The 17093-nt window shown below is 48.3% G+C and carries 11 protein-coding genes; all 11 read right to left on the bottom strand.

All coding sequences use genetic code 11. The features are described from left to right. Nucleotides 1–301: 301 nt before the first annotated feature. The 11 genes from DXA66_RS14050 to DXA66_RS04115 all read right to left on the bottom strand — a co-directional run bounded on the left by DXA66_RS14050 (nucleotide 302) and on the right by DXA66_RS04115 (nucleotide 17023). Nucleotides 302–586 (bottom strand): hypothetical protein, encoded by a 285-nt coding sequence (locus DXA66_RS14050; protein WP_147365142.1) that lies wholly within the window; start codon nucleotides 584–586, stop codon nucleotides 302–304. Nucleotides 587–810: 224 nt separating this feature from the next. Beyond that, nucleotides 811–3948 carry a type III restriction-modification system endonuclease gene (locus DXA66_RS04160; protein WP_118526986.1) on the bottom strand — a complete coding sequence of 1046 codons (3138 nt, stop codon included), beginning with the start codon at nucleotides 3946–3948 and terminating at the stop codon, nucleotides 811–813. After that, on the bottom strand, nucleotides 3938–4990 hold the full coding sequence (locus DXA66_RS04155; RefSeq protein ID WP_118526984.1) for a virulence RhuM family protein: 1053 nt from the start codon (nucleotides 4988–4990) through the stop codon (nucleotides 3938–3940). The genes DXA66_RS04160 and DXA66_RS04155 overlap by 11 nt, the downstream gene beginning before the upstream one ends. Nucleotides 4991–5005: 15 nt before the next feature. Next, nucleotides 5006–5860: a DUF2971 domain-containing protein gene (locus tag DXA66_RS04150; RefSeq protein WP_118526982.1), complete on the bottom strand. Its 855-nt coding sequence runs from the start codon at nucleotides 5858–5860 to the stop codon at nucleotides 5006–5008. Next, entirely contained in the window at nucleotides 5860–7815 is a 1956-nt protein-coding gene (locus DXA66_RS04145; RefSeq protein WP_187119375.1) for a site-specific DNA-methyltransferase, read from the bottom strand. The genes DXA66_RS04150 and DXA66_RS04145 overlap by 1 nt, the downstream gene beginning before the upstream one ends. A 17-nt stretch (nucleotides 7816–7832) precedes the next feature. Then, nucleotides 7833–9596 (bottom strand): DUF4365 domain-containing protein, encoded by a 1764-nt coding sequence (locus DXA66_RS04140; RefSeq protein WP_118526980.1) that lies wholly within the window; start codon nucleotides 9594–9596, stop codon nucleotides 7833–7835. Next, nucleotides 9589–10236 (bottom strand): DUF4391 domain-containing protein, encoded by a 648-nt coding sequence (locus tag DXA66_RS04135; RefSeq protein ID WP_118526978.1) that lies wholly within the window; start codon nucleotides 10234–10236, stop codon nucleotides 9589–9591. The genes DXA66_RS04140 and DXA66_RS04135 overlap by 8 nt, the downstream gene beginning before the upstream one ends. 19 nt (nucleotides 10237–10255) lie before the next feature. Beyond that, complete coding sequence (locus tag DXA66_RS04130) at nucleotides 10256–13486, bottom strand: helicase-related protein (RefSeq protein WP_118526976.1); 3231 nt, start codon at nucleotides 13484–13486, stop codon at nucleotides 10256–10258. A 304-nt stretch (nucleotides 13487–13790) separates the two neighbouring features. Next, nucleotides 13791–15434, bottom strand: coding sequence for a chaperonin GroEL (gene groL, locus DXA66_RS04125; protein ID WP_118526974.1), 1644 nt, complete (start codon nucleotides 15432–15434; stop codon nucleotides 13791–13793). Nucleotides 15435–15486: 52 nt separating this feature from the next. After that, nucleotides 15487–15774, bottom strand: coding sequence for a co-chaperone GroES (gene groES, locus DXA66_RS04120; RefSeq protein WP_005937287.1), 288 nt, complete (start codon nucleotides 15772–15774; stop codon nucleotides 15487–15489). Nucleotides 15775–16027: 253 nt separating this feature from the next. Continuing rightward, nucleotides 16028–17023, bottom strand: coding sequence for a diacylglycerol kinase family protein (locus DXA66_RS04115; protein WP_118526972.1), 996 nt, complete (start codon nucleotides 17021–17023; stop codon nucleotides 16028–16030). Nucleotides 17024–17093: the final 70 nt, after the last annotated feature.

Here is a 17093-nt window from a genome sequence, read left to right as displayed (position 1 = left end):
TGAAGGCTTATAGAAAGCCTATCACAATCAAATAAGTATTTTTAGGACGTATCAGGTCCGGTTTTGAGGGAGAAAACCGGACTTGGGAGGTCCGGTTCTTGTGAACGGCTCTGGATAGAGCATACCATAAAATTGCTCGATTTTTTAGGAAGTGATACTTCCGCTTTTTGCCTTCAAAACCGGAAGTAATAGTTCCGGTTTTGTGCAATATTGAATGAATCAACGATGATTTTTCGGAAACGATTTTTTCTACAAGAAATTTGCTTATTCAGCGTCTGTTAAGATACGCAGTCGGCACAGTTTATGTGCTGAATATCGGGTTTTGGCGAAGCCCAACAATCGTTTTTGAAGTCGGATTTGTAAAATCAGATTCAAAAATCGTGAGTTGGTACCAACTCGCCCTGCTTGCTGCGATTGCAAACTCGAAAACTTCCTGAGCAAAAAAATAACCGCCAGCTTCAAGTTGAACTTGAAAGCTGACGGTCCTGATTGCAAAATGATTTTCAAATTTGGAAGGCACATTGAGAGGCTTTATAGCGCCCGCAAGCAGGGCAGACGTATATACATCGTCTGCATCTGCAAGCAATGTGTCTGTCTATACAAACACCATTTGCGTTGCAAAATACTTGTTGGGAGCACCCAAACCCTCGAACTGCATCCGGTGGATGCAGACTGTGCGATTGCATCGCTGATTCGTTCAAACTCATCGCAGCCCTATATTATCGCTCACACTCCCGATCAGGATGTCAAATGCAGAAGCGGCCATCTGCATCTACGCAAACAGCCGCTTCATGATTCATTTTGTACTGGTCACTGCAGCACCTTATTCATCAACTCCTGATAGCTGTCCACATGGTCGTATGTCACAAGTCCATCTGACAATTTTGCAAAGAGCTTCTTGGCGCAGTCGATCTTGGATTTCTCGATCGGACGCAGGTTCAGGCTCTCCATTGTACCTTTGGTTTCTGCTACAAAATAGATGTGCTTCACTTTGCCTTCATGGAACACGATTGCCCAGTCCGGGGAGTAGTGTCCAACCGGGGTCGGAATATAGAAGCCTTTCGGCAGTTTTGCATAGATAAAGACTTCCTCTGCACCGTCCAGATTTTCCGCAAACTTCCGTTCTACGCTCTTTTCCGCTGTGCCATCGGTGAAAACGTAATCCTGAATCGCCTTCTGTGCCTTGTAAGCCTTATCCATCGTCAGAGCGTGTTTCTCTGCCGTAAAGATGCTGCTGTCGTAGCTGCCCTCGATGGTATCATAGGTGATATGCTCCACGATCATGGTAGCTTTCTGCTCCTTGACCAGCCGGATCACCTTTGTGATAAATTCTTCCGGGTTGTTCTGGTACATCGCAAAGGTCGTCGGCTTGATGCCCTGCAAAATCCGTGCGACGGTGCGCCGGGTCAGCGTTGTGCTCTCTGCAATTTTACCAATCAGATCATACGCAACCTGTCCGTTATGCGCATTCCGCAGCACATCCGTTTTGCGTTTTGCGTCGTTGAAACTGCTGCCTTCCCGCACCATATCGGCACTCAGAACATCTTTCTGACCAGCATAGGTGACGGTGTATTGCAACCGGCTGACGTACAGTTCGCTGTCAATGTGTGCGATTGCTTTCTGAATCAGTTCCTCAGAATCAAAATCCACCGTATAGGCGTATTTGTGGTTGATCGTCTGCCAGAGCTTCTGGAACTCTGCTTTTTCAAACCGGTCGTTCAGCGGATTTTCCAGCACTTTCGGCTTGTTGCCATCCTCAAACATGGACTTGAGCATACTGTCATCATAAATTGCCTGCACAAGCGTGTGCACGCCCTCTTCAATGGGCTTCAGCGTTTCCGGCACCGGTGCAAGTGTTCCGGCCTGCACATCGTCCCGGTAGTCCTGCGTGATGTTGTCCTGCTCATCCACATAGTTATTGCGGACAAGATACTGATAAATTGTCCGTGCCTGACGGTCATCCACCTTGACGGTTTTGCCATCCAGCCTGATGGTCTTGCCGGTGAAATATGCAATGTCTGCCTTTCGGGGGCGGTCATACAACACTGCTTCGGTCTGCTTTTGCAGTCCGTCTACAAACCCTGCATAGCTCTCGCTGGCAATAACGGTCAGGACGTTAATATCCTGCACCTTATCTCCCAGCACTTCCGCATCCATGCGGTTTCCGTCCTTATTCACGCACAGACGCAGACCACGGCCTACTTCCTGCCGTTTCTGCGTGGTGCTGTCGCTGTGCTTCAGGGTGCAGATCTGGAACACATTCGGGTTATCCCAACCTTCCCGCAGTGCGGAGTGGGAGAAGATGAACCGGGTCGGCTCTTCAAAGGACAGCAGACGTTCCTTGTTTTTCAGGATCAGATCATAGGCAGAAATGTCATCCGACATATCTGAGCCACGCTTGACCGAACTGTTGACGCTGTGACCTTTCTTGTCGATGCTGAAATAGCCCTTGTGGACATCATGCACATCGGTTGAATCCAGATAGGCTGTATAAGCAGGGTCGAACAGGGTGCGATGCTCATTCAGAACCGAAAGATACTCCTGCTCAAAAATCTTGCCGTACTCGCCCAGCAGCTCGTTTCCGTCTTCATCGTACTGGCGGTATTTTGCCACTTCGTCGATGAAGAACAGCGAAAGAGTCTTGATGCCCAGTTTGAAAAGTTCCTGCTCTTTTTCAAAGTGCGAAAGGATCGTTTCATGGATCTGCACCCGGCGCATATCATTTTCGGAAACATCGCCGGTGACATCGCCTTTGCGGATGGTGTCTCCGTTCGTAAAGGTCACAACGCCCGTGATCGGGTCGATTTCCGACACCACGAAGCCCTTGTACTGCTCCATTTTATCGGAGATGTAATAAAGATTATCGCCCACATCCAACGTATGGAACTCTCGCTTCGTGCCGTTCTGGTGGCTGACCTCCATCTCCACTTTTGCCCGTGGCGGATTTTTCGGGGAGATGATGATGCTTTCCAGATACAGATACTTGTCCGTACCACGCAGATTTTTGACCTCAAAGCCTTTGACTTCGATTTTCTTGACCAGTCGCTTATTGTAAGCGTCCAGCGCATCCAGAACGTAAATCAGATTATGCTGCTTGGCGTGGGTAGCAGAGTAATTCAGTGTGAAAAGTGGATTGAACTTTTTCAGGGCTTTCTGAGTGGCAGAGTCCTCTTTGCCCATCTTCTGCGGTTCGTCCAGAATCAGGATCGGGCGGTTGGCGGCAATCACATCAATCGGGCGGCGGGAGCCGAACTCATCCCGCTTGGTGTAGATAATTCTCGCAGCGGCATCACCCTTGCGGCCTTCCACGTTCTTGTCCTCGTTCATGGAGGCGGCAAACGCCTGCGTGTTGATGATCATGACATTGATGCCGGAATTGCTGGAAAAGGAATCCAACTGATTCAGGTTGCTGCTGTTGTAGATAAAGAACCGTGCCTTTTTGCCGTAGCACTCCATAAAGTGATCGGCAGTGATCTCAAAGGACTTCTTTACGCCTTCACGGATGGCGATACTCGGCACAACAACGATAAATTTGCTCCAACCATACCGCTTGTTCAGCTCGAACATGGTCTTGATGTAAACATAGGTCTTGCCTGTGCCGGTTTCCATCTCAATATCCAGAGAACACCTGCCCAGCGGGGCAACCAGCTTTTCCGACTGATGGATGTTTGCTTCTGCCTGCAATGTGCGGATGTTCTGAAGCAGCTCCTGCTCGGTCAGTTGGATTGCTTCGTTCTTAAAACCGGAATCGTTGATCAAATCCAGCAACTCCACCTGTGTTGCATCGTCCCCATTGGAAACAAGGCTCAACTGCTGCGGCTGTGCAGACAGGTTTCCCATATCCCGCAGGTACGACACGCCTGCATTGTAGGGCTGACCCTGAAAGACCCGTGCCACCGCATCCACAGCATCCGTCTGGTACTGCTGAATCTTAAAACTAAACTTCATCTTTGTGGTTTACCTCCTGCTCCAGCATCAGGAACCGGTCAAAGTCACTTTCATACAGGCGATCCTGAATGACACGATACTTTTCGTATTCGGTTTCCGCATGGAGTTTTGCCTGCTCTGCGCTGATTTTACCGGGGCCTGTCAGCAGTTCGTTGCCGTTGAACTCCAGAAAACCATCCAGCCGCTTTGCCCAGTCCTCCATGCTCATGGGAATCTTGCGTTCCGCTTGCAGCTCGGCATAATCCAGATAGAGCGACACAATACGCTCCAGATAGTTCATTTCCTCTTTGCTCAGGTAGTTCTTGGCCACCGTCACATCTGCTTTCAGGATTTTTCCGTCCGGCGCATTTTCCCATGTGGTAAGCCCCATGTGTTCCTTGTTGGCATCGGCACGCTCCACGATCAGTTCCGCCGCCGTGTGGCGATGCACAGCATAGTGCATCTTGTTCTGAACCGTCTGGAAGAACAGCCGGGTCGTCTTGGCATCCTTGTCGTAATCAAACGCTGTTGCGTACAAATCCGTCACTTTCTGGTAGAACTTGCGCTCCGACAGACGAATTTCACGAATCTGCTGCAACTGACGCTCAAAATATTCATCGGTGAACATGTGGCCTTTTTTCAGCCGTTCCACATCCATTGTCCAGCCCTGAATGGTGTGGTCCTTGACGATCTGCCCCGCCCACTTGCGGAACTGCACCGCCCGCTGGTTGTTCACCTTGAAGCCGACTGCAATAATCAGTTGCAAATTATAATGTGTCAGTTCCCGATTGACCTGCCGAGTGCCCTCGGTCTGAACTATCCGGAATTTCCGGATAGTTGCCTGCTCGGTCAGTTCGCCGTCTGCATAGATTTTTTTGATATGTTCGTTGACCGTGCGCACATCCACATCATACAGTGCCGCCATCATCTTCTGCGTCAGCCAGATGTTTTCATCCTCATAGCGCATTTCAAAGCTTACATCGCTTTCGCCTGTGGATGCCACAAAGGTCAGGTACTCCGCTGCGGAACTACGGATAGATTCTTTTCTTCTTCTTTCTGCCACGGAAAGCCGCCTTTCTTACCTTATCCGAACATTCGACAACTTCACAATACTAGGTGAAATTCCTTTTGAAGCCAAAAGTTCCTGCATCCCTATTTTTGTTAGTTCTGAAGTAACAAACGGACTGATAGTTATTTCTTCCACAATATCTCTAATCGGAAAATTTTTCAATTCCAGTTGTGGACGAATCGTTGTTCCTGACAGAAAGAACTCCTTTGAGCAATTCTTATCCATGTATTGGTCTTCAAAAGGAATACCAATTCGATACTCATGCTCAAAAGAAAACGATGGTGATTTTATAAGCAGGCAAAACCTTAATATATCGTCATAAATCATCAGTTCATTCTTCAAACTACACCAAAGCTTTATTCTATCCTCAAGCTCGTTTCTCACGTGATAATTTACTTTCCCGTTTATTAAATTTGTAACGCCATTTTTCAGATTCGCATCGCGAAAGCCATAAAAAAATTCATACATTTTCTGACTATTGAACTTTATACAGCATCCATTTTTCGCATACATTCGCCACATCGGAAGATCATCGAAACTTTGCGACAAAGATAAAATATAGTACTTCACATCACACAAACTATTGTGAACATAAGGGAGATTCTCTCCAACGCCTTTTATGCGCTCAATTTTTCCATGCTCAATGTTTTCAATTGCAATCAAAAGTTTTTTGACAAAATCATCCTCTGACCTTGACTGTAAAATGCTTTTCAACCATGCAAGAGCGTATGATAATTCCTGCGTATCGTTTAAGAATCGATAATCTGTCAGGCGAATCGTCTCGTTTTGCAAAATAGACATGAGTGACTCTATAGATGTATAGTGATAAAGATCGATTTCGGGATATTTAATTTCAGTCATCATCAAAGTACCTTCCTTACCGTCTCCGGGCTATACGTTTCAAAAATCTGGTCAAAGTTTGTCGCAACACTGTCGTTTGCTATGGAGCTGTCACGGAACACGGCATAGTAGGGCTTCATCTGAGCAATAGACTTGACGGTCTCCTCGGTCACATCATGGTCAAAGCAGGCCAGCAGGAAACCATCTGCCACATTGAACACCTTTTTGCCCGCACTCTCTTTCACCTCAATGGGACTGGACAGCAGCACACCCAGATCCAGCATCACCTGGAACAGCAAATCTTCCGGGGTACGGTCAGGTTTTACGTTATCCACCAGCGAGAACAGATCCTGCTGGCTGATTTCTTCCGGCGTGTAGTAGACGTTTTCCATATTGCTGCTGTCCAACCGCAAACACCGGAAACCCATATCCAGTGTGGAGTTTGGAGTGTTGAGAGTGGAGTTTGTGTCAAGCCGCACTCCATCCATTGACAACCGTCCTCCCACTGCGGACAGAATTTGCTTGCCCGCACGGCGGATACGTTCCTTGCCGATTTCGCAGATGTTCTTATAGCCAGCCTTGTACGCTTCGCTCTTCTCGTCCGTCTTTTCCGGCAACTGCACCATGATAAACTTTCGGTGTCCACCATCTTCTGCATTCATCTGCATCACAGCATGGGCAGTGGTAGCAGAACCAGAGAAGAAATCCATTGCAATAAAATCATCTTGTCCTGAAAGTTGAATAATCCTCTTAATAAGACGAACAGGTTTAGGTGTATCAAATGGAACTCTATCAGGGAATAAGCTTTTGACATCCTTTTTCCCCTCTTGGCTATGCCCAACATCTTCATAGTTCCAAATTGTTTGACAAGCCATCCCTTGTTTTACTTCACTCAAAAACTTTTTGATGGCAGGAACATTATTTCCATCTTCACCAAACCATACTCGATTATCTTGAATCAACTTTTGCATTGCTTCTTCTGTATATCTCCAGCACTGTCCGCTTGGCAAATAATGCTTTTTTCCATTTGGTGCCGTCAAGATGTAAAATTGATTTTTTGTTCCATGCCCCGCCTGTGCATAAGAGTCGCTTGCCTTCCATGGACCACGAGGATCATTATCTCGATTTGTATATCGAGCGTTCATCTCATCCGTTCGTTCCAAAAGCTGTGGATGCCAAATCATTTTATTTTTTGCATATACCAAAATAAAATCATGATTTTCAGAAAACCACTGTACAGCATTTTGAGGACTGTAACGCTTTTCCCAAATCACGGTATTCACAAAATTGCATTCGCCAAAAATGTCATCGCATATTTTTTTGAGATTTCCTTGCTCACTATCATCAATGCTAATAAAAACAACCCCATCATCTGCAAGCAAATCCTTTGCTAATTTCAGGCGCGGATAAATCATATTGAGCCAATCCGTATGAAATCGACCGTTGCTCTCTGTATTCAGTTCCAGCCTGCCAACGATCTGGTTTCCCTCTTCATCATAGTTTCCGCTGGTGGCGTTCCATTCCTCGCCCCTCATTCCAAATTCATCATTATAAACAAAGTCATTGCCGGTGTTGTACGGCGGGTCAATGTAGATCATCTTGACCTTACCCAGATAGGTCTCCTGCAAAAGCTTCAGCACTTCCAGATTATCGCCCTCGATGTAGAGGTTTTCACTGTCAAAGCCGCCGGGCGTGCCGTCCTTGCCCACACTGTCTGCCACAACCGGGCGCAGCGTTGCCGTAATGGGCGCATTGGCCGCCAGCATCGCCTTTTTCTTGTCCGGCCATGTAAATTGGTAGCGCTCTTCCCGGCCCTCCACGATGGAGTCGGAAAGCTCCTGCCGCAGAACGTCAAAATCAATGGCGTGTTCTACCTTGCCGTTGCGTTTCACCTCGGTAATTGCATTGGGGAACAGCTTGCCGATCAGCTCAATGTTGCGCTGTACACCGTCAAGGCTGTGCATTTTTAGAGTTTCCATCAGATAACCTCTCGTTTTTATAAATAGAATTTAACGTTTTCATGTTCATATAGTGGCAAATCTGTCTCCTCAAATTCCAGTCCTTTACAGATACCACGATAAAGAAGGCAACAAATCGAATCGTAGTATAGTTTTCGCTTCTGTACAAACATTCCTATCGACATGCTTCCAGTTGCCGACATAAGTCCCTCTGGGATATCCCCATTTGGGAAATCCAACGAAAGAGACGGTTCCATCTGTATACTGAATTTTTTTGCCTGATAGCATTGAGACTCTATCCCTAAATATTTTGAATTATCGAGGCTGTCACAAATCAGCTTGTAAACATATCTATTTTGAAGAAGATATTTATTTGTGTCAAAGATATTATGATACGTTTCTTCGTACAAATCAGGCAACTTAGAAAACAGTTTTCCGCATATATCATTGCATCTGGAAATATAATCAGGTTTATTGAGTTGAACCAAATCGTACCAATGATATCTCCAAACAGGAGCAATCTCTTGCACCTTCCGTTTTTCAAGTTCAAGAATTGCCAAAAGCCACCGTACACTTTCATCTGTCAAAAGCTCAAGCATACTTCCTCGAAAACGGTTTTCATCATCCCTTCCAGAAGCACAATATTTTTTGAAATCTTCCGGACATGAACGTGCGCACTCAAAGATATCGTAGAAATTTTTTCTTCCATGAGAGAGGATTTCATTTGTCCGTTTTACATATGCAATTTCCTTATCTGAAGATGCATATCCTGAGAGGACAAAGCACATGTAATTATGCAATAAAACGAATCTACGGCAAATATTCGATGGCAAGTATATATTCGATTTTGATTTTTCAAAGAAACAGTTGCTTTTTTCAATAAAGTCCTCCACCTGTTCTAACAGCACAAGTGTCGGTAAGCAGTCGTTCTGTATTCCGATTCTAAAATAGTTTTGAATAATTTCATGCAGTGTGTTTTTACTATATTTCTTCAAATCGGTTTCAGATATAAAAGAAAAATGTGTAAACATATTTTCTTTTATATTCCAGTCATATTCGTGCACTCCTGTGTCAAGATTTCCACGCATTTGAGGATACAACGCAACACACCCAGCAACTTGAATCGTTCTATCATTAACCTGAATATCACGGTTCGAGCTATACTTAATGCCAATCCTCCACAAATCCGGAAAAACACGTTCCTTTATCTTCTTCAAATCACCATTCAAGTGCTGGTTAAGGTAATCCACAGCATCTTGAAGTTCCGAAATCTGCTGAGATGTTTTATATACAAAAAGTCGATTGCGTTCTTGAGCGATATGCCTCATTTCTAAAATGAAAGCATTGATATCAGAAATAAACTCTGTCTCCTGAAAATGATACATCACTGTCTTTTTTCCTTCAAAATTCAATCGCATGAGCGTTTCATCTGAAAGATATATCCAGAATACCTTTTTGGTCGAAAGATCTACGACAAAGTAAATTGCCGGACATTCCGTCACCTTGTCCTTAACATACTGCAAGAAATTTGTTTTGAGTGAATAATCATATTTTCCAATGTTTTTTCCTTTTGTATTCTGTATCAATTTGTCAACTTTTTTTATTTGGACGATAAATTGCTTGACAGGTTCACATTCATTGTTTACAAGTTCAAATGTTCCATCATAATTTGGAGTTCGATCATTTTCGCTAAAAAAAGTTTTAATTTCACGTGTTGATTCCAAAAGTTCCTCTAGAATTCTGATTGATTCAGACTCGTCAAAAGCTGATTTGCTATGCTTTGAAATCATTGAATTAGACATCTTTCAGCCTTTCCTTTAACATTTTAATTTTTCGAACCATCTCAAATTTCTTTTTCGGCTGCTTTTCCTTACGGATTTTAGCTTCCAGTGCCACAATCTGCTTTTCCAGCTGCTCTCGCTGCTTCTGCTGCTCCACGCTGTCTTTCAGGGATGTGCTTTCTCCTGCACCAAGCGCATCACCTGCGATCTGCCGGACAAAGTTCTCGTATACAGCATCCAGCGTAAGCCCTTCCAGATGCACCGGCAGGTCCTCCTCGTCCAGCCAGTCCGTAGAATAATAGTGATCAACCTTAAAGGCTGTCTTGCCCGCCGCAGCCTCCTTGTAGCCGATGACAGCACGATACTTGCCCTCGTATTCCAGCAAAAAGAGGATGTGATACGGAATTTCCCGGTCGATCTGGCGCAGCACACTCTCGTCCAGCTCCGGGGCAGACAGCCGCACCTCGAATACCTCGATCTCCGTCACTTGCCCACCAGCAGCCAGATTCAGGGTGGTGGCAGCAATCTTATTGCGCCAGTAGATGATTTTGATCTGCTCGACAAAGGCCTTCTTCATAGCCGGAGTGACAGCGATGTTCTCATAGAACTTCTGCTTCGGGATGCGTTTATTAAACTCGGTAGATACAGGCAAGTCCAGCACGTTTTTCACCTCTATGTGTTCATTTCACGACAAGAAAACAAATCAACTCAAAATCATCCAGCCCAGACACCTGACTAAGCAATGCTGTTGTTCCACCGCGCTTAAAAAGACTGTCGATATCGCTTTCTTCCTTAACATCAATGATCGAATCAATGGCTTCACTCAGCAATTCGGACATTTCTGCCATGTCCTTTCCGTCGTCTGTTTCCCGATTGAAGCGTTCGTACACCTCTTTGATCGGCTCAGACTTTCCACGGCACAGCAGCCGGATATCGTCCAGCATCTTTTTGGGGTTCAGATAGTCGCAGACGATCTGCCCATCCATTCCGATGTAGACCATGTAGAACGGATGGATACGGTTGCGATTATCCGCATTGACGCTGTTATTGATGTTTTTCAGAACGAAGATCACGCCCTCCGGCAGTTCATCCGTAGCCGGAACCACCGCATGAAGTCCATGGGGCTTCTTGTCCAGATTGCCGTTGTGTTTGATGTAATCCAGCAGGTCGAGCCGGAACTCGTTCAGTCCCAGATCCATAATGGAGATTCCGTCCGACATATCTTCGATGTCCACGACCTCTTCCTGCAAGCGTTTCAGCTGTGCCTTGCGATACTCCAAATCGCCCTTTTCTTCGGGGTTGATAAGGTCATCATCGCCGGTAGAGGTCATAACGGTGATTTTCATGCGGGTCTCCACACGGGATTTCAGGTTGATGTAATCGTCCAGTGTCAGATCGGGCCAGAAATTCACAAGCTGGATGTACTGGTTTCTGCTGCCGATACGGTCGATTCGTCCAAAACGCTGGATGATGCGCACCGGGTTCCAGTGAATGTCATAGTTGATCAGATAATCGCAGTCCTGCAAGTTCTGGCCTTCAGAAATGCAGTCTGTCGCAATCAGCACATCAATTTCCGTGGTACTACCGGGCATCAGAACATCCCGGTCTTTGGAAATGGGAGAGAAGTAGGTCAGCACGTTGTTGAGCGTTGCCTTGAAGCCCTTGATCGTGGTGCGTCCATCAATCGAGCCGGTAATAACGGCGGTGTTCAGCCCATATTTCTGCTTTACAAACGTACTCACATTGTCAAAAAGGTACTCTGCCGTATCCGAAAATGCAGAGAAAATCAGCACTTTTCTGTTGCCGGCATTGATCGGATGCTCAATTTTTTCAGACAGCAGCTTGAACAGCTCTTGCAGCTTTGTGTCATGCTGCGGCGTAATGTCTGCCACCATAAAGGTCAGCAGTTCCAGAATTTCTGCATCTTTCCGAAGCTCCGTGCGCCAGCTCTTCCAATCCATATCCGCAAGGTCGATTTTGACTTTCTTGCCGACGGTGAAAAAGCCAGTATTTTCATCGTCCATGTCAAAATCGTCTCCGGTCATGTCGTACATATCCAGATCGGCATGGCCGGAGCGTTCAAACTGGTCAATGGACTGAATCGTACCATCAATCAGCTTCTTGATGCGCGTCAGGGTCAACTGGAACGAGCATACAGAGCTTTCCAGCCGTTTCAGCAGGTTAATACTCATCAGCCTGCAAATGCCCTGCTCACGACCTCTCTGGGTCAGATTCTCGCCCTTATTGTGCGTCAGCTCCTGATACTTCTGGATCTTACTTGCGAAGATATAGTTGGAGGGCATATAGACGCACAGGCGCAACTGTATCAGCTGATCGTAAATCTCATTGTAGTTGATGGCATTATTCAGGTCTGTCAGGCATGGACGAACAGAAATCGGCTTCAGCCGCTCCGGGAACTTTCCGATAGCGTTGGTGTTATAGTACTTCTCGATATGCTTCCGAGAACGTGCGATGGTCACACTGTCCAGCAGCTCAAAGAAGTCGAAATCCAATGTCCGTAGCAGCGCATCCGTGGTTCTCTCTTCTGGTTTCAGCTTGCTCCATGCGTTAAAGGCTTTCTGCGCCTGCTTGAAGATGTCCTCAATGCTCTTTGAGATGTTCAGCCTCTCATCCAGATACTCGGAGCTTCCCTCATAGGCAAGGGCCAGCTGATTTTTCAAATCCACAAAGCGGTTGTTGACCGGCGTTGCCGAAAGCATCAGCACCTTGGTCTTAACTCCGGCACGGATCACCTTATCCATCAGACGCTGGTAACGGTTGTCCTGTGTCTTGCTATGAGTTCCGATTCCATTACGGAAATTGTGCGATTCATCAATGACGACCAGATCGTAGTTGCCCCAGTTCAGGCGATCCAGATCGAGGCCATTCGATTTTCCGCTGCTTCTGGACAGGTCTGTGTGGAACAGGACGTCATAGTTCAGCCGATCCGATGCAATCGGGTTGTTCACATAGTTGTCCTTGTAGGTATTCCAGTTTTCCGCCAGCTTTTTGGGGCACAGCACAAGAACCGACTTGTTTCGGTTCTCATAATACTTTACGACAGCCAGTGCGGTAAAGGTCTTACCAAGGCCAACACTGTCCGCAAGGATACAGCCGTTGTACTTTTCCAGTTTATTGATGATGGCAAGCACCGCATCCTTCTGGAAGTCGTACAGCAGGCTCCAGATCTTGCTCTGCTTGAAGCCGGTTGCCTCATTCGGCAATTCGTCTTCTGAGATGTCGTCCAAAAACTCGCTGAACACATGATACAGCGTCATAAAGTAGATGAACTCCGGGGAATTTTCTGCATAAGCCGTGCTGATATTTTCCAGAACCACATCGGTGACATCCTGCATTTTGTCCCGGTCGTTCCAAAGAGAATCGAACAGCTTCATGTACTGCTGTGCGAACGGTGCCTCCATGCAGTTGACCATGTTGTAGCTGTTATTTCCACGCTCACAGCCAATATCGACTGTCGTAAAGCCGCCAATCGGCATATAAGCGGTCTGTGCTGCACCGGAATCCACCGTCATGAAGCCAGCCATATTTTCGCCGGTGGTGTTCGATTTGAACGTTGCCTTTTTCCTGATCCAGTCTGCGCATTCCTTTGCGATGGCTCTCTGGGTCATCTCATTGCGCAGTTTGATTTCAAACTCTGTACCGTAAAGGCTCGTTTCACGAGAAATGCGGGGAATGTAGAACTCCCGCTTCTGCTTTTCAGCCTTTTCTTTCACAAACGTGGGGGATGTAAAGATAAATTCAAACTCGTCTATGGTTTCCAGCTGCTTCTTTAGCTCTTTGTAGGCATACATCGAAAAGCAGGCTGCCGCAATAGACACCCTGCTGCCTTTTTTGATTTCGACCCGTAAATCATCTCGAACGGTATTGGTGATGTTATCCAGAATTTTCATATCATCCACCGGTTTTATGCTTATCCGTATTCTTTTATAGTCTTGACTATGAAGGCGCTCTTACAAAAATCTATTTCTATTATACCACCCACTTTTTCCCCTGTAAACGAAAAAGCTGACGGTGTGTAGCGTGCAGCATCCATCAGCTTTTCGTGACACAAAAATCGGCACCCGCTTTTCAGCGAGTGCCGATTTTGTTACCCTATAGTGCGCTTTGATTTTTGGCGTAAGTGGCGTAAGTTTGGCGTAAATCCGCTTTTGCGCGCTCCAAAAATCAAGGATTCATGCGGTTTTTAGGCAGTTATTAGTACATGCCGCCCATACCGCCCATGTCACCGCCTGCAGCAGCGGGTGCAGCAGGGGGTTCCGGCAGGTCAGCGACCAGGCTTTCGGTGGTCAGCACCATCTCAGCGACGGAGGCTGCGTTCTCCAGAGCGGAACGGGTGACCTTGGTGGGGTCAACGATGCCAGCGGCGATCATATCGTCCACAAAGACCTCGTTCTGAGCATCAAAGCCGTAGTTGGGCTTGTTGGCAGAGATGATCTTGTCGATGATGACGCTGCCTTCCAGACCGGCATTCTTAGCGATCTGGCGCAGAGGAGCTTCCAGAGCCTTCAGAACGATCTTGGCACCGGTGCGCTCGTCGCCTTCCAGCGTGTCGCACAGCTCACGCACAGCGGGGATCGCATTGATAGGAGCAGTGCCACCGCCAGCAACAACACCTTCCTGAACAGCAGCCTTGGTTGCGTTCAGAGCATCCTCGATGCGCAGCTTCTTGTCCTTCATCTCAACTTCGGTAGCAGCGCCGACCTTGATGACGGCCACGCCGCCAGCCAGCTTTGCCAGACGCTCCTGCAGCTTTTCACGGTCGAAATCGCTGGTAGCGGCCTCGATCTGGCTGCGGATCTGAGCGATGCGGGCTGCGATGGCATCCTTATCGCCTGCACCGCCAACGATGGTGGTGTTCTCCTTGGAGACCTTCACCTGACGGGCATGGCCCAGCATCTGGACAGTAGCATCCTTCAGCTCATAGCCCAGATCGGAAGAGATCACGGTGCCGCCAGTCAGGGTTGCGATATCCTGCAGCATTTCCTTGCGGCGGTCACCAAAGCCGGGAGCCTTGACAGCGCAGACGTTCAGGGTGCCGCGCAGGCGGTTGACGATCAGAGTGGACAGAGCCTCGCCCTCAATGTCCTCAGCAACGATCAGCAGTTTCAGACCGTTCTGCATCACCTGCTCCAGCAGAGGGACCAGATCCTGAATCACGCTGATCTTCTTATCGGTAATCAGGATGGCGGCGTTGTCCAGATCAGCCACCATCTTGTCGGTATCGGTGACCATATACGGGGTGAGGTAGCCGCGGTCGAACTGCATGCCTTCCACGATCTCGTTGTAGGTCTCAGCGGTGGTCTTGTTCTCCTCAATGGTGATAACGCCATCGGAGGTGACCTTCTCCATAGCCTCGGCGATCAGACGGCCGATCTCGGGGTCGCCTGCAGAAATGGTGCCGACGCGGGCGATATCGTTGCTGTCCTTCACCTTCTGGCTGTGAGCCTTGATGGTCTCAACAGCCTTGGCAACAGCCTTGCTCATGCCGCGGCGGATATCCATGGGGTTTGCACCGGCGGTGACATTCTTCATGCCCTCGGTGACCATGGCCTGTGCCAGAACGGTTGCGGTGGTGGTGCCGTCGCCTGCTGCGTCGTTGGTCTTGGTAGCGACTTCACGCACCAGCTGTGCGCCCATGTTCTCAAATTCGTCCTTCAGCTCGATCTCCTTGGCAATGGTCACGCCATCGTTGGTGATGACCGGTGCACCGAACTTTTTGCCCAGCACCACATTGCGGCCCTTGGGGCCCAGGGTGATCTTAACGGTGTTTGCCAGGGTATCGATACCGGCACACAGTGCCTTGCGGGCATCCTCGCCCTGCTTGATCTGCTTAGCCATAATCAAATCGCTCCTTTAAAGCTCAATTTTCAAATATCAGAGGGGAAACCGCTCAGTCCTCAACGACTGCCAGGATATCGCCCTGACGGACGATGGTGCACTCTTCGCCGTCCACCTTGACCTCGGTACCGGAGTACTTGCTGGTGAGGACCTTGTCGCCGACCTTCACAGTCATCTTGACTTCCTTGCCGTCCACAACGCCGCCGGGGCCGACAGCGATGACCTCAGCCACCTGAGGCTTTTCCTTAGCACTGCCGGTCAGGATCAGACCGCCCTTGGTGGTCTCCTCAACCTCAACAGCCTTAATGACAACACGGTCTGCAAGAGGAATGATCTTCATAGTTCTTGCCCTCCTATAGTAAAAATATAATTTAAAACTTTGCTGTGTCCAAAGGGCCTCATGTCGGCTCTTTGGTTCTTTAGCACTCCATTTCTCTGAGTGCTAAGTGTATTGTACTCATCTTGACCCGAAAAATCAAGACCTTTTTTGCTTCTTTTTGTTAAGAATTTATGACAGATGAAAAAATCAGCCGTACAGCGAAAAAGAGACAGCTTTCTTCTTGGACAAAAAAGCTGTCTCTTCTTCTGGTTTTTCATGTTCGGTCTGCACTCTGTGCCGTCCTCTGCGCTGCAAAGCGCTCAAAAGCAGGCTTTGGCAGAAGGATGCGCCCTGCCAGCGGCTGTACCTGTACAGTGATCTGCTCCTTGGGTGCGCATTCACCGTCTGCCGTGGCAACGATCGGCCCGCGGCCATCCGCAGCGCGCAGGCTCACCTGCTTTGCGCGGCGGTAAATGAAGTACGGCTCTGCAGCCCTGACGAGCTGACCGTTCTGGAAGTGCTTGCCGCTCTTGTACATTCCCAGCAGCTTTGCAATGGTCACGCGGCTCACCTTGCGGATGATATATACATCCAGCCAGCCGTCGTCGGGCTGTGCTTCCGGCGCTGCATAGAAGCCGCCGCCATAGGTGCGGCCATTGCAGATGGCACACATCAGGCAGTCCACATCCAGCGTTTCACCATCGATGGTGTACTCCACCCTGCGGCCAATGTGTCCGCACAGCTGTTCCACAATGGAAAGCACATAGGCCATCTCGCCGCCGCACAGCGGGATGCGCCGGAACTTCGGGATGCCGTAGGCAACCTGCGCATCCAGACCGGCAGCGCAGATGGTGGCCGAAAGGCCAAGGCTGGTCTGCATCAGATCGATGCTCACCGGCCCACCGGCCAGCTGGGCATCCAGATCCAGAAACTCTTCCTTTGTACCAAAGGTGCGCAGAAAATCGTTGCCGCTGCCAAAGGGCAGACAGCCCACGGCTGCATTTGCATAGCCATAGATCCCGGTGAGCGCTTCGTTGAAGGTGCCGTCGCCGCCAGCAGTGAAGACCCGCAGTTCTTCCCCGCTCTGCCGGGCCTGCTGCGCAGCGGCATTGGCCAGCTCCCGGGCATGACCGGCGTGATTTGTGACCTGAATGGTATATTCTTCCGGCGCAAGCCCTGCACGCGCGGCGGCAGCATTGATCTGCTGCGGCAGCGTACGGGTGCAATCGGCCTTACCGGCAGTTGGATTCAAAAGAAATAATGTGCGCATGGACTTCCTCCTGCAATTCTGTTGCTTCTATGATAACAGAAAACCAAAAGGATGCAAGAGCCAATCTCAC

This window comes from Faecalibacterium sp. OF03-6AC (assembly GCF_003478175.1).
GTDB lineage: Bacteria > Bacillota > Clostridia > Oscillospirales > Ruminococcaceae > Faecalibacterium > Faecalibacterium taiwanense.
The sequence above is the reverse complement of the archived record's forward strand: the minus strand, read 5'-3'. Positions and strand labels throughout refer to the sequence as shown.